Consider the following 18,565-nt stretch of genomic DNA (forward strand, 5'->3'; position numbering starts at 1 on the left):
TCGTTGCCCGGCTTCACTTGTGGTCGCCTTCCCCGAACGGCCAGTCCGCCCCGTCCGCGGCCTCCGGCTCGTCGAGGGTGCGCTGCACGTCCTGGTTCCCCAGACTGCCCGGGTACAGGTATTCGTCGGCCGGACGCTCGGTCCCGTTCAGCCAGGCATCGAAGAAGCCCGTCAGATCCGTCTCGGTGCGGGACTGGAAGAACTCCCGCAGTTCCGGAATGGAGGTGTTCCCGTACTTGTGCTCCTCCGCGAAATCGCGCACCGCGGTGAAGAATACGTCGTCGCCGATGGTGCGGCGCAGCGCGTGCAGGAACAGCGGGCCTCGCGAGTAGACGGTGGTGAATTCATTGCCCTTGCCCGCGTCGTACAGCGGAATCGACCAGATGTCCCGCTGCTCGGCCTGCGCCAGGGCGCGCAGATAAATGGCGTCGGGATTCCGGTGCTTCATGCGCTCCGGCCACAGGATGTCGGCGGTATAGCTGGCGAAGCATTCGTTGACGCACACATCACGCCATTGCTTTACCGACACCGAATTGCCCCACCACTGATGGGCGTTCTCGTGGACCACCGTGTTCATATCCGTCCACGGCGCGTAGATCGGCCGGGTCTGGGTCTCCAGCGAGAAACGCAGATCGGTGTCCACATAGATGCCGCCACCGGATTCGAACGGGTACGCCCCGTAGAGATCCTGCGCAAAGTTGAGGACGCCCGGCAGCATTTTCTCGAGTTTCTGCTTGGTCTTGGCCGCGTTCGGCGCGAAGTAGCTCTGCAAATGCACCTTCTCGGTGAGGATCTGGTCGAGTTTGGTGAATTTGTCGATCGCGACCGTGGTGAGGTAGCCGATGATCGGATCCTTCGCCTCCCAGGTCACGGTATGACGGCCGCTACCGGGCGTATCGGAGGTACGGATCCCGTTGGACGCCACCTCCCAGCCGGTGGGCACCGTGGCGCGCACGGTGAAGGTGGCCTTGTCCAGCGGTGTGTCATTGAGCGGGTACCACGTTGTCGCGGAATGGGGTTCGCCCGCCGCGAAGGCGCCGCCGGTCGGCGTGTAGGTCCAACCATTTCCCTTGGTGTCGGCCGCGGTCCCGGTGTAGTCGACGGTCACGGTGAAGCTCTGGCCGTTCGGCAGCGGTGCGCCCGGGGTGACGACGAGTTCGTGCTCCCCCGCAGTCCGGAAGGCGGCGGGCTGGCCGTTGACCGCGACGGATCCCACCGGGGGACCGGCGAAATCGAGATTGAAGGCCGACAGATTCTGAGTCGCCTTGGCCGTCACGGTGGTCTTGCCGGTCAGCTTGTGCGTCGGCGGGTCGTAGTCGATGGCGACGTCGTAGTGGACCGCGTCGTAACCGCCATTGCCGTCCTGCGGGTAGTACGGGTCGCCGAGCCCGTCGGAACCAGGTGTCGCCGCGGCCATTCCCGCGGACGCATCGGGTGTGGCGTCGGGCACCGCGACCGCGGCGGGCGCGCCCGTCAGCAGACTCAGGGCGAGGGCCACGGCGGACATGGCGGCGGGCCGGGCCGCCGGTGCGAGGGACGAGGGTTTTCTCGTCCTGGAACGAAGTTGGGTGGACATGAGACGCAATCCCTTTCGGTGATCGCGTGAGCGGAGAGCGGCGGGCCGGGTGTCGCATCACTGCAATGCGACACCCGGCCCGGCGGGTGGAGCGGGGTTCAGGCGGACTGATTCAGCGACGGCATCTTCACGGCCTTGGTGGCCTTGACCACCTGGGCGCAGTCCGCGGCGGTCGTGCCCGCGACGTTGTTCTGCACATTGGTCCGGCAGGCGGTGGCCAGGGTGCTGCCCAGCGTCGAGTAGGTGGCGTTCGACGACAGCAGCGTCTGCGCCGTGTAGTAGAGCTGGGCGGCCTTCTCCAGGCCGATACCGGTGACGGCTTCACCATTGAGGCTGCCGCCGTCGGTGATCAGCTGGGCGGCCTTGTTGCCCACCCCGCCGTTGATGTGGACGAAAGCGCTCTGATTGGTGCCGCTGTACCAGTTCGGGCCGCGGTAGGTGTCCGGATCGCCGAGCGCGCCGGGATTGTTCATATCGCGGATGACGCCGAGCGAGCTGCCCTCACCGAGCTTCCAGCGGTTCTGCGGTGTGTCGTCGGCGCTGCCATTGGTCAGATCGGTGAACTCGCCGAAGATATCGGACATCGACTCGTTGATGGCGCCGGACTCATTGCGGTAGACGAGGCCGTTCACCCGTTCGCTCACGCCGTGGGTGAGTTCGTGGCCGGTGATGTCGTCGGTGCTGACGCCCTCGCCGTAGGCCATCTGCTCGCTGTTCCAGAAGGCATTGGTGTACGGGCAGCCCGGATCGGTGCCGCTGGCGTAGGTGCAGACCCGCACGGTCGCGCGCAGCGCCTTGCCATTGCCGTCACCGGTGTCGAATCCGATCAGATCCGTCAGATCCTGCAGGGCGGTGTACTGCGTGTAGAACTCGGAGGTGTCGCCGAGGAAGTCGTAGATATTGTTGACGTCCGCGATGGCGACCGGCCCCTGGCCCTCGGTGCGCGTCAGCTTCATGGCGGAGGTGCCGCCGCACCGGACCGACGAATTCGACAGGCTGACGCGCTTTCTCGCCGCATCGCACACCACGCGGTCGATGTGCTTGGTCTCGCTCCACTTGTCCAGGACGCGCGCGGTGTCGTTGGCGTCGACGAAGACCGTCCAGGCCACCTCTTCGCCGTCCTCGACGGCCTCTCCGCCCTTGACCACCGTCACCCGGTACGCCGGAACGGCGACGCTGGCGGCATCGGCCACGGAGGCGAGTTTCGGTTCGTACCAATTGGATTCGGCGCCCTCCACCGTGAGTTGGTCGGCGGGCTGCCCGGTCTCGGCGGCGATCGCGGCGGTGGCGGTGGCCGACGCCTCGGCGGGCGGGACGGCGGCATCACCCGGATACTCGCCCTCCGACTTCTGGGTGAGCGCACCGGTCACGGAGATGAGCGCGCCGTCGGCGGACAGCGATTGCGCCACCGACGCGCCGTAGACCGGCACCGAGCCGATCTCCTGGCACAAGCGCACCGTGGAATCCTCGCCGACCGGGAGCACCCGGTCCACGACGAGCTCACCGACCGGATCGGCGCCGAAGACCTTCTCGACGGTTTCGGCCTGCGCCTGCGCGGCGGCGGGCGCCTCGGCGGGCGTGCCCGGTGGGGCGGGGACCGGCTCCTTGGGCACCACCTGGGTGACCACGCCCTGGGGATCCTTGAGCACATCCTTGGGCGCGCTCTCCAGATCCGAACCCTGTTGTGCCGGTGGGGTGGTCGGCAGATCCGGGGTCGTCGGCACATTCGGGGTGCTCGGCGCCGAGGACGGAGCGCTCGGCGAGACCGGCGGGGTGGTCGGCTGCTGGGCGATGGCGCCGGTGCTGGTCGCGAAAACCGTTGCCGCGAAAGCGATCGCCGCGGTGGCGGTGAGGCGCTTCGCCCTTCGATTCATTGAATTCATGTTCAAGTAGAACCACATTCGAGGTCTTTCCCTCGACTGGGGAAAAGACTGGGGAATTCACGACCGTCGAAATAGGCGCACAGAAAACGAAACTGCGCAACCCAGAATGTGAGTTGCGCAGTTTCGTTGTATATTTCGACGCGTATCCGGCCCTCATCCGCAGCGCATGCGATCGCCGACCCGGGCCGCGAAATCCTGCCAGTTGGCCGCATTCTGCCGCGCCATATCGAGAATGAGATTCAGGCAGTGCTCCGGAATGCGGTCCGCCAGATCGACGGACTGCATGGGAGTGCGCGGACTGGCGTCCAGCCAGCGCAGCAGCGTGCGCCCGGCCTCGGTGAGGCGCAGCGACGGATCACGGCGCAGGCTCTGCAGCACCGCCGCGGTGCACACCCGCTCCACCGGCACCGGCAGCGGTGCGGGCGCGGCCGGATCGGCCCAGGTTTCGGTGTGGTGCTTGCGATCCGCGGCCGCGCGGCGCACCCGGCGCATGCGGCCGTCGCGCCCGAGCCGATGCCGGGTCTGGGGAACATCCCCAGACGGCTGCTTGCGCACCGCGCCGACCGTCTTGTGATCCAGCCCGGTCACCTCGGCCACCTTGCGGTCCGACCACAGCGGATACATCCGCATGATGCGCAGCGCCGCGGCCTTGCGCTCGAGGACCGACAACGGCAGGCCGTGGGTGATATTGGCCCGCACCGCGAGCACGAACGCCTCCTCCTCGGATCCGTCGAAGAAACACGTCCGAATCATGGTGGAGCCCCTGGATTTCGCGGCTTGCAATCGGTGCGCGCCGTCGATCAGCCGCATAGTTTCCCGATGCACGAGGATCGGCGGCAGTTCGGTCTCCGTCTTCGCCAGCAGCCTCGTATGCTCGCTGTCCTCGGCACGCACTCGCAGCGCGCCACCGGCATCTATCGACTCGATGGGGATCTCGACGGCCGCGTCGGCGACCCCCGCTCTCGTCGCGTCATTGTCCACTTCCAACCGGAGTTCGTTCACAGCGGTACTCCCCTGCTTCGAAGCTGAATCACATTCCGTCGCGCATACCACACCGATCCGCCGCCAACCCGAAAAGACTGAAACAGCAGTCGTGATCGGGCGAAGAAACACCGCACTGTGCTCGGCGAGCGGGGAGATTTTCCGGTGCGGTCAGCAATATTTCACACTGGAAGGACCGCGGCAATGATCTAGTACCGGTCGTGGATGCATTCGCAATGAGGCGATCTCCGCAGCAGGATTCGGCACGCGCGCAAAAGAAACGTTCGGCCCCCCACTGATCGAACGTGCCGCTGGCACAGGATATCTCACCACCCCCGCGCACCATTCCCATTCGAGCAATTCCTTACGGCCACAATCCCTGTGGCTTGCGGGCCGCTTCCCCTCCACCGGTACCCTCGAAGGTATGACCGAGCGAAAACCGCCCGATCTGAGCTTCGAATCCTGGATCGACAAGCAGGTGCGCGAAGCGACCGAACGCGGCGACTTCGATGACCTTCCGGGCGCGGGCAAGCCCATCCCCCCGGGCGCGGCCGCCGAGGACTGGTGGCTGCGCGGCCTGCTGAAGCGCGAAGGCGTCCGCGCCGATGCCCTGCTCCCCGAATCGATCGTCCTCCGCCGCGAACGCGAACGCATCCGGGAAACCGTCCGCGATATGCGCTCCGAACAGCAAGTCCGCCAAACCGTCTCCGACCTCAACGACCGAATCGTCCAGTGGCTGCGCATGCCCACCGGCCCGGCGGTGCCCATCGGCCCGGTCAAGGTCGACGAGGTGGTGGCCGACTGGCGAGCGGAGCGGGAGGCCGCCGGGCGACGCCAACCCGCCGCGGCACCGGTGCGGCCCACCGCGGCGAAACCGGCACGCCGGTCGTGGTGGCGGCGACTGTTCGGTAAGCGCATTCACACCGACGGCTGACGACGCCGCCGTGACGTCGCCGAGTTGAGGATGAAATTCGCCAGTACGGTTCAACTGCTGTCGCGTCAGTCGAAGTCTTGACCGTTCAGTATCCAAGCGGTGCGCTGGGCCGGGGCTTCGATGGTGCGCAGGCGGAGGGGCGCTCCACTGAAAGATCTTGTCCTATGTCTTCTTCGCGCAGCACACGCGCATGGGCGACTCGTAGACGCAGCCGAGGATCGTGGAGGTGTCCATTGGCTTCGGCCCAGGAATGATTCTGTGCGAACAAATCACAAAGGTACCGTTCGAACGTCCACCAATGGTCGTCCCGGGGCATATTCTCCAGAGCCTGTGCCGCCGCCGCAGGGGTTGACCCACTGAGGACGGTGTTCCGAATCGTCATCGACCATGTTCTTACCAGCTGGCCTTGACAATGCGGCAACCTGGTGGCACCGGTGTATCCCGCCCTCGCAGCGTCCGCAAACGTCAGTTCAGTATCTCGCCTCGCACAACGGTCGACAGCCGTTGCCGCCAGGTCTGCAGTTGTTCGGGTGTGAGGCGTGTCCAGTCGGTGATCTCACCAACGATGCGCAGCGGGGCGCTACTGCGGTACGACCGGGTCGGGTTACCCGGAAACTTCTTGTCGGTCACGTTCGGGTCATTCTCGAACGGCCCGGTCGGCTCTACCGCGTAGACCCGCGGAATCGCGTCTCCCTCGCAGAGTTCTGCGGCGATCTCCGCGGCGAGTCCGGCCCCATCGACAACAGCGGTGAAATAGATGTGGTTCATCACGATCTCGGGGCGGTAGTTGGATGGGCGGCCTGCGGTGAGGAACTCGCCCACGAGCAGATCAGCGATCGTGCCGTGGAAGAACGGTCCATCATCGAGATTCGCGGACACGTGAATCCTTTCCTCTGCCTGGTGGGACGAGCGATTCTGCCGCATGGCCCGGGTCTTGCCGCAAGCCCCGGCCTGTGTCTTATCCTGAAGGTAGAGGTCGTGGGGCGAGTAGCGTTCGAAAACGCGAGGGCCAGCGCTCGTGGATGAGCGGATCAGTTGGTCTCGGGAACGGTGACGTCCTCGGGTGCGCAGTCGAATCACTGTCCGCGCCAAGATGATTGGTGCAGGCCGGTGGCGGTGGGTTCGCAGGGCGTCGCCCGCTGCCGCGCGGGCAACGCAGCCGAGCCACGAACATATGCTCTCTCGCATGTCGACCTTTTCGATGCCCGACCTCTTGTCCTACGCCGACGTGGACGCCCGCCTGGGTGGCGTGCTGTCCGCCGAGTTCGAAGGAGCCGCAGACGAACCCGACGATCCCACGGTGCTGTTCTTCGACGGTCACCTCACCCTCGACGGGGATTTCCTGTCCGCCGTCGCCGCGCTGCGCGGTGTGGACGCCGACGTCGAGTTGATCGTGGTGACCGGTGACCTGACGGTCAACGGACCGATCGCGCTCTACGAGGACCGGCCCGGGCTCTACGTCGGCGGCTACACCCGGGCCGAGACGCTGGAAGGCGGCGATGACGAGATCTGCATCCACGACGGCACTTTCACCCACATGGTGTACGGCTATTACAACCACGGCTCCTTGGCGGCGGGGGCGGTCGACACCCCCTGGGTGATCGACTCCGACCACCACATGGCACTGGCGGCCCCCGATGCGCGCTGGGTGGACAACCTCGGCGTCTGCGACCGGGACGTCGACTTCGTGGCCGGGAACGGCCTCGGCGAGGCGTTCGTGCCCGAGGTCGTCGACAACGAGGGTCGCCTGGACGTCGACGCGTTCCTGAACCGGCTGCGTGCCGGGCTGCCCGTCCTGCGGCCCGGGGCCCGGTCGGCGCGCGAGTCGGCGGCCGCGACGCTGGACGACCAGCTGTCCCAGGCCCTGGCCGACCGGGCCGAGCATCTCGACCTGACCGGGCGCAAGCTGAAGGCGTTCCCCACCGAGGTGCTCCGCATGCCGTGGCTGCGCACCCTGGTCCTGGACCGCAATCCGATCCGCGAGCTGCCCGAGGAGATCGGGACGCTCACCGGACTGGAGCTCCTGTCGGTGCGCGACTGCGAGTTGACCGCCCTGCCCGGATCGATCGGCGACCTGGCCGGGCTGCGGGTGCTGCGGGTCGGCGGCAACTCGTCCCTGGATGAGAACGAGGTCGAGTTCACCCTGCCCGCCGCCGTCGGCCGACTGTCCGCGCTGGAGGAACTCGACATCTCCTCGCTGTCCGTCCGCACCGACGCGGAGTACGAGCCGGGAGGGATGCCGCCCGAGTCGACGCGATTCGTCCTGCCGGACACCTTCGGCGGCCTGGTCGGGCTGCGGAAGCTGATCGCCGACGGCACCAACGTCGTGTTCCCCGACTCCGCGCGCGGCCTGACCGGCGTCGAGAAGGTGTCGATGTCCGGCACCCCCGCCCGCTACCTGGTGACCTTCCCCGAGGTGGTCACCACCTTCCCGAACCTGCGCCGACTCGATCTGAGCGGCAACAACTTCGACACCGTCCCCGACAGCCTGCTCCACTTGACCCGGCTGGTTGACCTCGACCTGGGCGGCAGCCTCGGCCTGCTGCGCGATCCGCTGCCGGACCTCGGCCGCCTGCCCGCACTGCGGGTCCTCGGCTTCAGCGGGCAGGCCAGCCGCGGCCCCGAGCCCGGACACGTCTTCCTCCGGGAGTTGTTCGCGATGGAGCTGACCGGTCTGGAGGAACTCCGGATCGACAGGTGGCGCCGAGACGGCAAGCGCCGCCGACTCGAGCCCCAGCACTTCGCCGGGATCGGGACGTTCCGTCGGCTACGGAGCGTCCACCTGGCCTTCAACGGCCTCGCAGACTTGCCGCCCGACTTCGACACGCTCCCCGACCTCGAGACCGTCGACCTCGACGGCAACCGGTTCCCCCGAGAGGTGCGCGACCGGATCACCGCCGCCCACCCGAGCGCCCGGATCGACTTCGGATCGTAAGGGTCCACCGGGCAGAGGCTCAACGAGTCCGTCCGCGTGGTCGAAGACCAATGCCATCGTCCACACTGGGCCAGCGAGCGTCGCTCCTCGGATGTCCTGTACTGCCGCGACCCGCGCGGTTCGGCACTGCCTCAGAACAGCTGATCACCCGAAGCTCCGGGCACCGGGGACGCCTGTACCACCTCGGTGGTGTCAAGATTGAATCATGTCGCAAATCCCGAGAGGCAGAACACCTTTCGACGACATCTACAATCTTCCCGACCCGCGCGGGTTATTCAGCGCTCTCGGCCGGTTCGAGCTCTACGCTGCCCGACGGCTCGGGCTGTGATGACGAAGGGGCCGGACACCTCCGGTGTCCGGCCCCTTCGGGGTGAAACCTGTTACGGCAGTGGGCCGCCCGCGGCGATCGCGGAGAGGGTGGCGAATTCGTCGCCCTTCAGCGATGCGCCGCCGACGAGGGCGCCGTCGATGTCGGTTTGGCCGACGAGTTCGCCGACATTCTTGGCGTTGACGGAGCCGCCGTAGAGGATGCGGACGCCTGCGGCCACCTCGGGGTTCGCCAGGTCGGCGAGTTCCTTGCGGAGGGCGCCGCAGACTTCCTGGGCGTCCGCGGCGCTGGCGACCTTGCCGGTGCCGATGGCCCAGACGGGCTCGTAGGCGATGACGACCTTGGAGATTTCCTCGGCGATCAGGCCTTTGAGGGAGCCGCGCAGCTGCTCGAGGTTGTAGGCGACGTGGGTGCCGGTTTCGCGGACGCCCAGGCCCTCGCCGATGCAGACGATCGGGGTGAGGCCGTATTCGAGGGCCCGCTTGGCCTTCTCCAGGACGGTGGCGTCGACCTCGTTGTGGTACTGGCGGCGCTCGGAGTGGCCGACCACGACGTAGGTGCAGCCCAGCTTGGCCAGCATGGAACCGCTGATCTCGCCGGTGTAGGCGCCTTCCTTGTGGGTCGAGACATCCTGGGCGCCATAGGTGATCAGCAGCCGGTCGCCCTCCACCAGCGTCTGCACACTGCGGATATCGGTGAACGGCGGGATGACCGTGACGTCGACCTTGTCGAAGTACTTCTCCGGCAGCGCGAAAGCGATCTTCTGCACCAGGGCGATGGCCTCGAGGTGGTTCAGATTCATCTTCCAGTTGCCGGCGATCAAAGGCTTACGTGCCATGGCTCAGTCCTCCAGAACCGCGATGCCCGGGAGTTCCTTGCCCTCCAGGTATTCCAGCGACGCGCCGCCGCCGGTGGAGATGTGCGAGAAACCGTCGTCGGGCAGGCCCAGCGTCCGCACCGCGGCAGCCGAATCGCCGCCGCCCACCACCGTGAACGCGCCCTTACCGGTGGCGACCGCAATGGCTTCGGCGACCCCGCGGGTGCCCGCGGCGAACTTCTCGAACTCGAACACGCCCATGGGCCCGTTCCAGAACACCGTCCTGGCCTCGGTGAGCAGCGCCGCGAAGCGGGCGACCGAATCGGGACCGATGTCCAGACCCATCCAGCCGTCCGGAATCTCGTTGGCGGCCACCACCTTCGACTCCGCATCGGCGGCGAACTTGTCGGCCACCACGATGTCCACCGGCAGGTGGATGACATCGGCGTACTTGTCGAGCAGATCCTTGCAGGTGTCGATCATCTCGGCCTGCAGCAGCGAGCCGCCGACCGGAAGTCCCTGCGCCGCAAGGAAGGTGAAGCACATGCCGCCGCCGATGACCAGCGTGTCCACCTTGGGCGCCAGCGCCTCGATGACCGCCAGCTTGTCGGAGACCTTGGAACCGCCGAGCACGACCGCGTACGGGCGCTCCGGGTTCTCGGTGAGCTTCTTCAGCACCTCGGTCTCGGCGGCCACCAGGTAGCCCGCGTAGTGCGGCAGCAGCTTGGCCACGTCGTAGACCGACGTCTGCTCGCGGTGCACCACACCGAAACCGTCGGAGACGAACGCGCCGTCATCGCCCACCAGCTCCACGAGGGCATGGGCGAGCTTGACCCGCTGCGCCTCGTCCTTGCTGGTCTCGCGGGCTTCGAAGCGAATGTTCTCCAGCAGCAGCACATCACCGTCGGTGAGGCCCTCCGAACGCGCCAGCGCGTCCTGGCCCACCACATCACCGGCGAGCTGGACATTGCGCCCCAGCTCCTCGGCCAGGCGCGCGGCCACGGGCGCGAGGGAGAACGTCGGATCCGGCTCACCCTTGGGGCGGCCCAGATGCGCGGTGACGACCACCTTGGCGCCCGCCTCGGCGAGAGCCTTGATGGTGGGCACCGACGCGATGATGCGGCCCGGATCGGTGATGACGCCGTTGTCGAGGGGCACATTGAGGTCGGAGCGCACCAGCACGCCCCGGCCCTCGACGCCCTCGTTCAGCAGATCTTCGAGAGTCTTGATCGTCATCGCCGGATTACAGCGACTTCGCGACGAGGCCGATGAGATCGGCGAGACGGTTGGAGTAGCCCCACTCGTTGTCGTACCACGAGGCGACCTTGACCTGCTTGTCGATGACCTTGGTCAGCGGCGCGTCGTAGACCGAGGAGTACGGGTCGGTCACGATATCGGAGGAGACGATCGGATCGTGGTTGACCTTGAGGATGCCCTTCATCGGGCCGTCCGCGGCGGCCTGCATGGCGGCATTGATCTCGTCGATGGAGGCGGCCTTGGCCAGATCCACGGTGAGGTCGGTGATGGAGCCGGTCGGAACCGGCACGCGCAGCGCGTAACCGTCCAGCTTGCCCTGCAGTTCGGGCAGCACCAGGCCGATGGCCTTCGCCGCGCCGGTGCCCGTGGGCACGATGTTCAGGGCGGCGGCGCGGGCGCGGCGCAGATCCTTGTGCGGCGCGTCCTGCAGGTTCTGATCCTGGGTGTACGCGTGGACCGTGGTCATGAGACCGCGCTCGATGCCGAACGAATCGTGCAGCACCTTGGCAATCGGGCCGAGGCAGTTGGTGGTGCAGGAGGCGTTCGAGATGATGTTCTGCGAACCGTCGTACTTGTCGTCGTTCACGCCCATCACGATGGTGATGTCCTCATCGGTGGCGGGCGCGGAGATGATGACCTTCTTGGCGCCGGCGGCCAGGTGTCCCTTGGCCTTGGCGGCATTGGTGAAGATGCCGGTGGACTCGACGACCACGTCGACGCCCAGGTCGCCCCAGGGCAGCGCCGCCGGGCCTTCCTTGATCTCGAGCGCCTTGATCCGCTGGTCGCCGACGACGATGTAGTCGCCATCGAGCGACACGTCCTGCGGCAGGCGGCCGAGGATCGAGTCGTACTTGAGCAGGGTCGCCAGCGTCGCATTGTCGGTGAGGTCGTTGACCGCGACGATTTCGATATCGGTCTGGCCGAGCGCCTTCTGCGCCTCGACCGCCCTGAAGAAGTTGCGTCCGATACGGCCGAAGCCGTTGATGCCTACCCGGACAGTCACGTTATCGCTCCTCAGCTTTCAAGCGGATCGTTTCCGTTGCACCCATCACCCTAGACCCGACCGGATACATCCTTGACACGCCCCTGTCACTGGTGACCTGGGCGTGTCACAGAATGGTCTCGGCGGTTGTGCGGATTCTGGTTCAGGCTTCTTCCAGCAATTCCGCTGTCACAGCGGATTCGGTGTCTGGGATGCCCAATTCCTTGGCCCGCCGGTCGGCCATCGACAGCAGGCGGCGAATACGGCCCGCCACAGCGTCTTTGGTCATCGGCGGATCGGCGAGCTGGCCGAGTTCCTCCAGTGAGGCCTGCCGGTGCAGCACGCGCAGTTTGCCCGCGGCCGCCAAGTGATCGGGCACATCGTCGCCCAGGATCTCCAGCGCCCGCTCCACTCGCGCCGCCGCGGCAACCGCCGCGCGCGCCGAGCGACGCAGGTTGGCGTCGTCGAAGTTGGCCAGCCGGTTGGCCGTCGCGCGGACCTCGCGGCGCATGCGCCGCTCCTCCCACGTGAGCCGGGTGTCCTGCGCACCCATCCGGGTGAGCAGTGCGCCGATGGCCTCGCCGTCGCGCACCACCACGCGGTCGGTGCCGCGCACCTCCCGGGCCTTGGCCGAGATGCCCATGCGGCGGGCCGCGCCGACCAGCGCCAAGGCGGCCTCCGGACCGGGGCAGCTCACTTCCAGCGCGGAGGAGCGGCCCGGCTCGGTGAGCGAGCCGTGCGCGAGAAACGCTCCGCGCCAAGCGGCTTCGGCATCACCGATGCTGCCGCCGACGACCTGCGCGGGCAGACCCCGCACCGGACGGCCGCGCACATCGAGCAACCCGGTCTGGCGCGCCAGCGCCTCGCCTTCCTTCGAAACACGCACCACGTACTGGGAGGTTTTCCGAAGCCCACCCGCACCGAGAACATGCACATCCGAGCCGTATCCGTACAGCTCGAAGATTTCCCGGCGCAGCCGACGCGCGATGGAACCCATGTCCACCTCGGCCTCGACGATCACCCGACCGCCGACGATGTGCAATCCACCGGCGAACCGCAGTAGTGCGGACAGCTCCGCTTTGCGCGAGCTCACCTGAGATACGGTGAGCCGGCTCAGCTCGTCCTTCACTTCCGCTGTCATCGCCACGAGACGCGCTCCTTTCCACCCAAACCGGACCGCACACGTTGGCTCATATGCCGTCCTTCGACTCGAAGCCCTGCCAATTCCGGCCGAGGTTGCCGGATCACCTGATCCAGTGCGGCGGCAAGCTTTCCGGGGTGGTGCCGGTCCGTCCCCGCCTCGGCGACATCAGCGAAGGTTACTCGTGCTCGCAGCTGTTCGGCAGCTCTTGCCACATGTTCGCGTTCCCTACCCTCGGGTACGGAACCCGAGTCGACCAGAACATGGTCGACTGTGAAATCCGGTGCGTGCTGGGACAATACATGCAGGTGCCGTTCCGCGGAGAATCCGGCCGTTTCGCCCGGTTCCGCAGCGAGGTTGAGCACCAGCACTTTCCGCGCCCGGGTATGAAGTAGAGCTTCGTGCAATTCGGGCACGAGCAGGTGCGGAATGACGCTGGTGAACCAGCTGCCCGGGCCCAGGACCACCACATCGGCGTGCTCGATGGCGGAGGTCGATTCGGGGCAGGCGGGCGGATCCGAGGGGATCAGCCGCACCCGGCGCACCTTGCCCGGCGTGGTCGCCACCGCCACCTGACCGCGGATGCACCGGCTCACCCGCGGATCGCCTTCCAGCCCGGCCACATCCGCTTCGATGGTGAGCGCGATGGGCGACATGGGCAGCACCCGGCCGGTAATGCGCAACATCTTGCCGACCTCGTCGAGGGCGGCCACCGGATCGCCGAGTTCCTCTGTCAATCCGGCCAGAATCAGATTGCCCACCGAATGCCCGGCGAGCGCTCCGGTGCCGCCGAACCGATGCTGGACGGTGCGCGCCCAGACGCCGTCGGTCTCTTCGGCCAAGGCCGCGAGGGCCATTCGAAGATCACCGGGGGGCAGCATGCCGAGTTCGGCGCGTAGCCGTCCCGAGGAGCCGCCGTCGTCGGAGACCGTGACCACCGCGGTGATCTTGCGGGTCAGGCGGCGCACCGCCGACAGCGTGGCGTACAGCCCGTGCCCGCCGCCCAGCGCCACAATGGCGGGATTGGCTTCGCGGCCGTTGGATTCGCGCTCACTCATTCCCGCCCCAAATCCCGATGGACCACGCGCACCACGTCACCCGGTCCGTTGTTCGCGCCCGCGCCGAGCAGCTCGCCCAGCGCTTCGGCCGTCGCCACACTGCGGTGCTTACCACCGGTACAGCCGACTGCCACGGTCATGTATCGCTTCCCCTCTTGGCGGTAACCCTCGGTCGTGAGGTCGATGAGGTGCCGGCCCGTGCTCAGGTAATCCTGGGCGCCCGGGCGCGACAGCACATACTCACTGACCGCGGCATCCTGTCCGGTCTGTTCGCGGAGTTCCGGCACCCAATGCGGATTGGGCAGGAAACGCAAATCCAACACCATGTCCGCGTCCAGTGGTACTCCGTACTTGAAACCGAACGATTGGATTGTGAGCTGTAAGGCGGTCGGCGCATCGCCGCCGTAGGCCTCCTCCATCTTTCGGTGTAGCTGGTGAATCGATAGTTCGGTGATGTCTATTACGAGGTCGGCGGCGGTTTTCACCGAGGAAAGGCGCTCCCGTTCGGCGGCGATGCCCGCGGTGAGCGTGCCGTCGGCGCTCTCGCTCTGCAAGGGATGACGCCGCCGCGCGAAACCATAGCGGCGAATCAGTACGTCATCGCTGGCTTCCAGGAACAGAATTCGCGTGCGCACGCCCGCGGACCGCAATTGTTCGGTGACCGCCGAGAGATTTCCGGTGAAGAAACAGCTGCGCACATCCATCACCACGGCCAATTTGCGGATCGGCGGTTGCGCGCCCGCACCGAGTTCGACCATGCGGCCGATCAGTTCGGGCGGCAGATTTTCGGTGACGTAGTAGCCAAGATCCTCGAGCACCTTCGCGGCCGTGCCGCGTCCGGCGCCGGAGAGTCCGGTCACGATGACGACCTCGACGGGCGCCGCGGATGGTTCACCGATATCGGTTGTGCTGCTGCTGTTTTCGACCGCATTATTGCTGGCTTCGACGCGCGTCATGTCCTACCGGGTTCGTTTCTGGGTTTCCGTCGATCATCCTGCACCGATGCCGTATTCCGCGGCAGCCACACGCGGGAGGCGAGACACAACTGCAATTCTCCCTCCCGACCTGCACAGACGGCGTGTCGCGATTCCCGCCTTCGGCGTGTCGCGCGGCTCGGCGTGCACAGCCTACCCGCCCGGCGAGGATCGGCCCCGGCTTGCAGAGGTCTACCCCGGAATCGGGCGGATTATGCGGGCGGGCTACTCCGGATTCAGGGCCGAGAGCACGGCCTTCGCCGTGGCCGCACCGATACCGGGGATCTGGGTGATCTCCTCCACAGTGGCCTTCTTCAGCTTGGCCACCGAACCGAAGTGCGTGACCAGCGCGGTCTTCCGCGCCGCGCCGAGACCGGGCACCGCATCCAGCGCCGAGGCCGTCATGCGGCGCGAGCGCTTGCTGCGGTGGAAGGTGATGGCGAAGCGGTGCGCCTCGTCGCGGACACGCTGCAGCAGATACAGCGACTCGCTGGTGCGCGGCATGATGACCGGATCGGGCGCATTGGGAACCCACACCTCTTCCAGGCGCTTGGCCAGGCCGATCACGGCCACATCGGTGATGCCGAGCTCGTCGAGGACCTCGGCGGCGGCATTGACCTGCGGTGCGCCGCCGTCGACCACGTAGAGGTTGGGCGGGTAGGCGAAGCGGCGCGGTTTGCCGGTCCTCGGATCGATACCGGGCAGGCCCGGCTCCAGGGCCTCGTCGGATTCGCTTGCCCCCGAACCGGATTCCAGATCGGCGGCCTCGGCGGCATCGATATCGCGGCGCAGCTTGGCGAAGCGCCGCCGGGTCACCTCGGCAATGCTGCCGACATCGTCGGAGCGGCCGTCGCCTGCGGCCTCCTTGATGGTGTAGTGCCGGTAGTCGGACTTGCGCGGCAGCCCGTCCTCGAACACCACCAGTGAGGCCACCACATCGGTGCCCTGCACGTGCGAGATGTCCACGCACTCGATGCGCAGCGGCGCGCTGTCGAGATCCAGGGCGTCCTGAATGCCCTGCAGCGCTTCCGACCGCGCGGTGAGATCGCCCGCCCGCTTGAGCTTGTGCTGGGCCAGGGCCTCCTGCGCATTGCGCTGCACGGTCTCGGCCAGGGCTTTCTTGTCGCCGCGCTGCGGCACCCGCAACTGCACCGCCGAACCACGCAGTCCGGACAGCCACTGCTGCACCTGGTCGGGATCGGCGGGCAGCGCCGGGACCAGCACCTCGCGCGGCACCACCGTGCCCGCGGCATCCTCGCCGGTCTGATCGGCAATGGCGGACTGCTCGCCGTAGAACTGGGTGAGGAACTGCTCGACCAGGGCGGGCAGTTCGCCACCGGCCTCCACCGTGTCGATGGCATCGCCGGATTTGTCCACCACCCAGCCGCGCTGACCGCGCACCCGGCCATTGCGGACGTGGAAGATCTGCACCGCCACCTCGAGCTCGTCGATGGCGAAGTCGATGACATCGGCGTCGGTGCCAGTGCCCAGCACCACGGCCTGCTTCTCCAGCGCCCGGCGCAGCGCCTGCACATCGTCGCGCAGCCGGGCGGCGGTCTCGAAGTCGAGCTCCTCGGCCGCGGCGTGCATGCGCCGCTCCAGCTCCTTGACCAGGCGGTCGGTCTTACCGGAGAGGAAGTCGCAGAAGTCCTCCACGATCTGCCGGTGCTCGGCCGCGCTCACCCGGCCGATGCACGGCGCGGAGCACTTGTCGATGTAGCCGAGCAGACAGGGACGCCCGATCTGACTGTGCCGCTTGAAGACTCCAGCCGAACAGGTGCGCACCGGGAACACCCGCAGCAGCAGATCGAGGGTCTCGCGAATGGCCCAGGCATGGGCGTAGGGCCCGAAGTAGCGCACGCCCTTCTTGCGCGCGCCCCGGTAGACGAACACCCGCGGGTATTCCTCGTTGAGGCTGACCGCCAGCACCGGATAGGACTTGTCGTCGCGATACCGCACGTTGAAGCGCGGATCGAACTCCTTGATCCAGTTGTATTCCAGCTGTAGCGCTACCACCTCGGTGGACACCACGGTCCACTCCACGCTGGCCGCCGTGGTCACCATCTGGCGGGTGCGCGGATGCAGCGAGGCCACATCGGCGAAGTACGAGTTCAACCGGCTCCGCAGGCTTTTCGCCTTGCCGACGTAGATGACCCGCTTGTGCACGTCCCGGAATTTGTACACACCGGGTTCGACGGGAATGGTGCCCGGCGCGGGCCGGTACGTCGCGGGATCTGCCACGCCACCAGGTTAACGAGCCGCCCCGACAAGCCGCCGACACGGCCGGGAATGCGCGCCACGCCGCAGTCTTCATCCACGACGGCCGCGGCGACGAAGGTATCGACAAGATCAGTGAACAGATGAGGAGCTCGCACCATGATCCGCCTTCGCCGTCGCCGCCGGTCCCTCGCCATCGGGTCCGCCCTGAGCCTGGCCGCCGCCGCACTGGTGGCCGTGTCCATGCCTGCGACCGCCGACTCCGACGCGTCGATCTTCGTGTACGGGGATTACCTGAAGCACGAGTCGCCGCTCATCCTCTGCGGCGGCACGGCCACGTCTCCGGCCACGACGGCACTGGCCTGAGCGCCACCGGCCGGGCAGCGATTCCGCTCGTCAACCCGGCACGGCTCGTCGCTCTTCATCCGGCACAGTCCGGCCGCCTTCATCTCGACACGCGGCCACTCGTCGTCCCGACACGGTGCGGCCGCCCTTCATCCCGACGCACGGTGCAGCCGCTCGTCGTCTCGGCATGCTTCGGCCGGAATCCCACACCGGTCGGTAGATCCCGGCCAAGAGCGCGCCGGAACGACGGGTGGCAGTGCCGAACGACGAGTCGCGGAGCCGCGCGCCACGCCGGGACGCGCTGTGGGCGATTACCGCGCGCAGGCTGCTCGCGCGGTCAGTATGGACGCACTGTCATTGACGATCTGTTTGAACACGAGGGGAGCACCACCGCATGATTTCCCGTTTTCGACTGCGTCACCGGTTCGTCGCGATCGGCTCGGCCGTGGGCCTGAGCGCGGTCGGGCTGGTCGCGGTCGCGGCTCCGTCGAACGCCTTCACCCACGGGGAGGGCTGCACGATCGACCGCACGCTCGACACCGCCACCTTCTTCTGCACCGACACCCAGAACTGGTATGCCGCGGTGGTGCGCTGCGCCGGATTCCGGCAGGTCGGGCGCGGGGTGCAGCAGCCCACCTACATCGTGGGCGATTCGATCCGGCCCTTTATTCCGCTCACCGTCGAGTGCACCGGCCAGGGGCGGCAGGGCATCGTTCTCGACTACTGGCTCGACGGCCCGTTCTGAGCGCGGGCCGCGGCACGATCGGACGCCGCGGCAATGCCGCTCCGGGCTGTCGCACATTCGACCGCGGTCGTGCCGTCGACCGCGGCCGAGTGCTGCTTCACGCCGACAGGCGCGAATTCACCAGGGCGCCCAGCGCCGGTGCGAGATCGCCGCGCTCGCCGACCTCGATGGTGTCGAGTTCGAGCCAGTCGGCCATTTCGCGCAGGGCGTCGGCGAGCTCGGCCGCGACCCGGGCGGTGTCGCGGCCGGGTTCGGCGAAGGCCCCGGGCACCAGCAGGCGACCGGCGCCGCGTTCGGCCCGGAGATCCACGCGGGCAACGAGTTCGCCGTCCAGCAGGAACGGGAAGACGTAATAGCCGTGCACGCGTTTGTGTTCCGGCGTGTAGATCTCG

At 67.2% G+C, this 18,565-nt stretch carries 16 protein-coding genes; 4 read left to right on the plus strand and 12 right to left on the minus strand.

Annotated elements, in window-relative coordinates; all coding sequences use genetic code 11:
* Positions 1-13: 13 nt before the first annotated feature.
* The 3 genes from NC4_RS30475 to NC4_RS30490 form a co-directional block, all read right to left on the minus strand.
* The gene (locus tag NC4_RS30475) at positions 14-1,576 is read right to left on the minus strand and encodes a M1 family metallopeptidase (RefSeq protein WP_067545130.1); all 1,563 of its coding nucleotides are present in this window, start codon (positions 1,574-1,576) and stop codon (positions 14-16) included.
* A gap of 98 nt (positions 1,577-1,674) precedes the next feature.
* A complete protein-coding gene (locus NC4_RS43430) occupies positions 1,675-3,450 on the minus strand; it encodes a M4 family metallopeptidase (protein ID WP_169814899.1) in 1,776 nt (591 codons plus the stop codon).
* Positions 3,451-3,612: 162 nt separating this feature from the next.
* The gene (locus NC4_RS30490; RefSeq protein WP_169814900.1) at positions 3,613-4,461 is read right to left on the minus strand and encodes a ParB/RepB/Spo0J family partition protein; all 849 of its coding nucleotides are present in this window, start codon (positions 4,459-4,461) and stop codon (positions 3,613-3,615) included.
* Positions 4,462-4,864: 403 nt separating this feature from the next.
* On the opposite strand from NC4_RS30490, the gene NC4_RS30495 reads away from it, so the two are divergent.
* On the plus strand, positions 4,865-5,374 hold the full coding sequence (locus tag NC4_RS30495) for a DnaJ family domain-containing protein (protein ID WP_067545139.1): 510 nt from the start codon (positions 4,865-4,867) through the stop codon (positions 5,372-5,374).
* A 465-nt stretch (positions 5,375-5,839) separates the two neighbouring features.
* Here NC4_RS30495 and arr read toward each other — a convergent pair whose 3' ends face one another.
* On the minus strand, positions 5,840-6,253 hold the full coding sequence (gene arr, locus NC4_RS30500) for an NAD(+)--rifampin ADP-ribosyltransferase (protein WP_067545142.1): 414 nt from the start codon (positions 6,251-6,253) through the stop codon (positions 5,840-5,842).
* Positions 6,254-6,560: 307 nt separating this feature from the next.
* Here arr and NC4_RS30505 point away from each other — a divergent pair, with 307 nt between their 5' ends.
* Positions 6,561-8,309: a leucine-rich repeat domain-containing protein gene (locus tag NC4_RS30505; protein ID WP_067545145.1), complete on the plus strand. Its 1,749-nt coding sequence runs from the start codon at positions 6,561-6,563 to the stop codon at positions 8,307-8,309.
* Between the two features lie 380 nt (positions 8,310-8,689).
* Here the strand turns inward: NC4_RS30505 and tpiA are convergent, their stop codons facing one another.
* The 7 genes from tpiA to uvrC all read right to left on the minus strand — a co-directional run bounded on the left by tpiA (position 8,690) and on the right by uvrC (position 17,107).
* Positions 8,690-9,475, minus strand: a complete 786-nt coding sequence (tpiA, locus tag NC4_RS30510) for a triose-phosphate isomerase (RefSeq protein WP_067545148.1) — start codon at positions 9,473-9,475, stop codon at positions 8,690-8,692.
* Positions 9,476-9,478: 3 nt separating this feature from the next.
* Positions 9,479-10,690, minus strand: a complete 1,212-nt coding sequence (locus tag NC4_RS30515) for a phosphoglycerate kinase (RefSeq protein ID WP_067545150.1) — start codon at positions 10,688-10,690, stop codon at positions 9,479-9,481.
* A gap of 7 nt (positions 10,691-10,697) precedes the next feature.
* Positions 10,698-11,714, minus strand: a complete 1,017-nt coding sequence (gene gap / locus NC4_RS30520) for a type I glyceraldehyde-3-phosphate dehydrogenase (protein WP_067545153.1) — start codon at positions 11,712-11,714, stop codon at positions 10,698-10,700.
* Between the two features lie 142 nt (positions 11,715-11,856).
* Positions 11,857-12,840, minus strand: coding sequence for a DNA-binding protein WhiA (gene whiA / locus NC4_RS30525; RefSeq protein WP_067545156.1), 984 nt, complete (start codon positions 12,838-12,840; stop codon positions 11,857-11,859).
* Positions 12,831-13,892 (minus strand): gluconeogenesis factor YvcK family protein, encoded by a 1,062-nt coding sequence (locus NC4_RS30530; RefSeq protein WP_067545159.1) that lies wholly within the window; start codon positions 13,890-13,892, stop codon positions 12,831-12,833. Before NC4_RS30530 ends, whiA begins: the two co-directional genes overlap by 10 nt.
* Positions 13,889-14,848, minus strand: a complete 960-nt coding sequence (rapZ, locus tag NC4_RS30535; RefSeq protein ID WP_067545162.1) for an RNase adapter RapZ — start codon at positions 14,846-14,848, stop codon at positions 13,889-13,891. The genes NC4_RS30530 and rapZ overlap by 4 nt, the downstream gene beginning before the upstream one ends.
* 243 nt (positions 14,849-15,091) lie before the next feature.
* Positions 15,092-17,107, minus strand: coding sequence for an excinuclease ABC subunit UvrC (uvrC, locus tag NC4_RS30540; protein ID WP_067545165.1), 2,016 nt, complete (start codon positions 17,105-17,107; stop codon positions 15,092-15,094).
* Positions 17,108-17,242: 135 nt separating this feature from the next.
* Here uvrC and NC4_RS30545 point away from each other — a divergent pair, with 135 nt between their 5' ends.
* Both NC4_RS30545 and NC4_RS30550 read left to right on the plus strand, forming a co-directional pair.
* A complete protein-coding gene (locus NC4_RS30545; protein ID WP_067545169.1) occupies positions 17,243-17,449 on the plus strand; it encodes a hypothetical protein in 207 nt (68 codons plus the stop codon).
* Positions 17,450-17,822: 373 nt separating this feature from the next.
* On the plus strand, positions 17,823-18,173 hold the full coding sequence (locus NC4_RS30550) for a hypothetical protein (RefSeq protein WP_067545172.1): 351 nt from the start codon (positions 17,823-17,825) through the stop codon (positions 18,171-18,173).
* Positions 18,174-18,270: 97 nt separating this feature from the next.
* Here the strand turns inward: NC4_RS30550 and NC4_RS30555 are convergent.
* The coding region (locus NC4_RS30555) for a DNA glycosylase AlkZ-like family protein (protein ID WP_174566907.1) at positions 18,271-18,565 on the minus strand (295 nt) is incomplete at its 5' end.

Source organism: Nocardia crassostreae, assembly GCF_001613405.1.
Lineage (GTDB): Bacteria > Actinomycetota > Actinomycetes > Mycobacteriales > Mycobacteriaceae > Nocardia > Nocardia crassostreae.

What these genes read in the sequence shown, in the direction of transcription:
- NC4_RS30505 (WP_067545145.1), top strand. Translation starts at nt 6,561, where the DNA reads ATGTCGACCTTTTCGATGCCCGACCTCTTGTCCTACGCCGACGTGGAC.
- NC4_RS43430 (WP_169814899.1), bottom strand. Translation starts at nt 3,450, where the DNA reads ATGAATCGAAGGGCGAAGCGCCTCACCGCCACCGCGGCGATCGCTTTC.
- rapZ (WP_067545162.1), bottom strand. Translation starts at nt 14,848, where the DNA reads ATGACGCGCGTCGAAGCCAGCAATAATGCGGTCGAAAACAGCAGCAGC.
- NC4_RS30515 (WP_067545150.1), bottom strand. Translation starts at nt 10,690, where the DNA reads ATGACGATCAAGACTCTCGAAGATCTGCTGAACGAGGGCGTCGAGGGC.
- NC4_RS30545 (WP_067545169.1), top strand. Translation starts at nt 17,243, where the DNA reads ATGATCCGCCTTCGCCGTCGCCGCCGGTCCCTCGCCATCGGGTCCGCC.
- tpiA (WP_067545148.1), bottom strand. Translation starts at nt 9,475, where the DNA reads ATGGCACGTAAGCCTTTGATCGCCGGCAACTGGAAGATGAATCTGAAC.
- NC4_RS30530 (WP_067545159.1), bottom strand. Translation starts at nt 13,892, where the DNA reads ATGAGTGAGCGCGAATCCAACGGCCGCGAAGCCAATCCCGCCATTGTG.
- NC4_RS30475 (WP_067545130.1), bottom strand. Translation starts at nt 1,576, where the DNA reads ATGTCCACCCAACTTCGTTCCAGGACGAGAAAACCCTCGTCCCTCGCA.
- NC4_RS30495 (WP_067545139.1), top strand. Translation starts at nt 4,865, where the DNA reads ATGACCGAGCGAAAACCGCCCGATCTGAGCTTCGAATCCTGGATCGAC.
- NC4_RS30550 (WP_067545172.1), top strand. Translation starts at nt 17,823, where the DNA reads ATGATTTCCCGTTTTCGACTGCGTCACCGGTTCGTCGCGATCGGCTCG.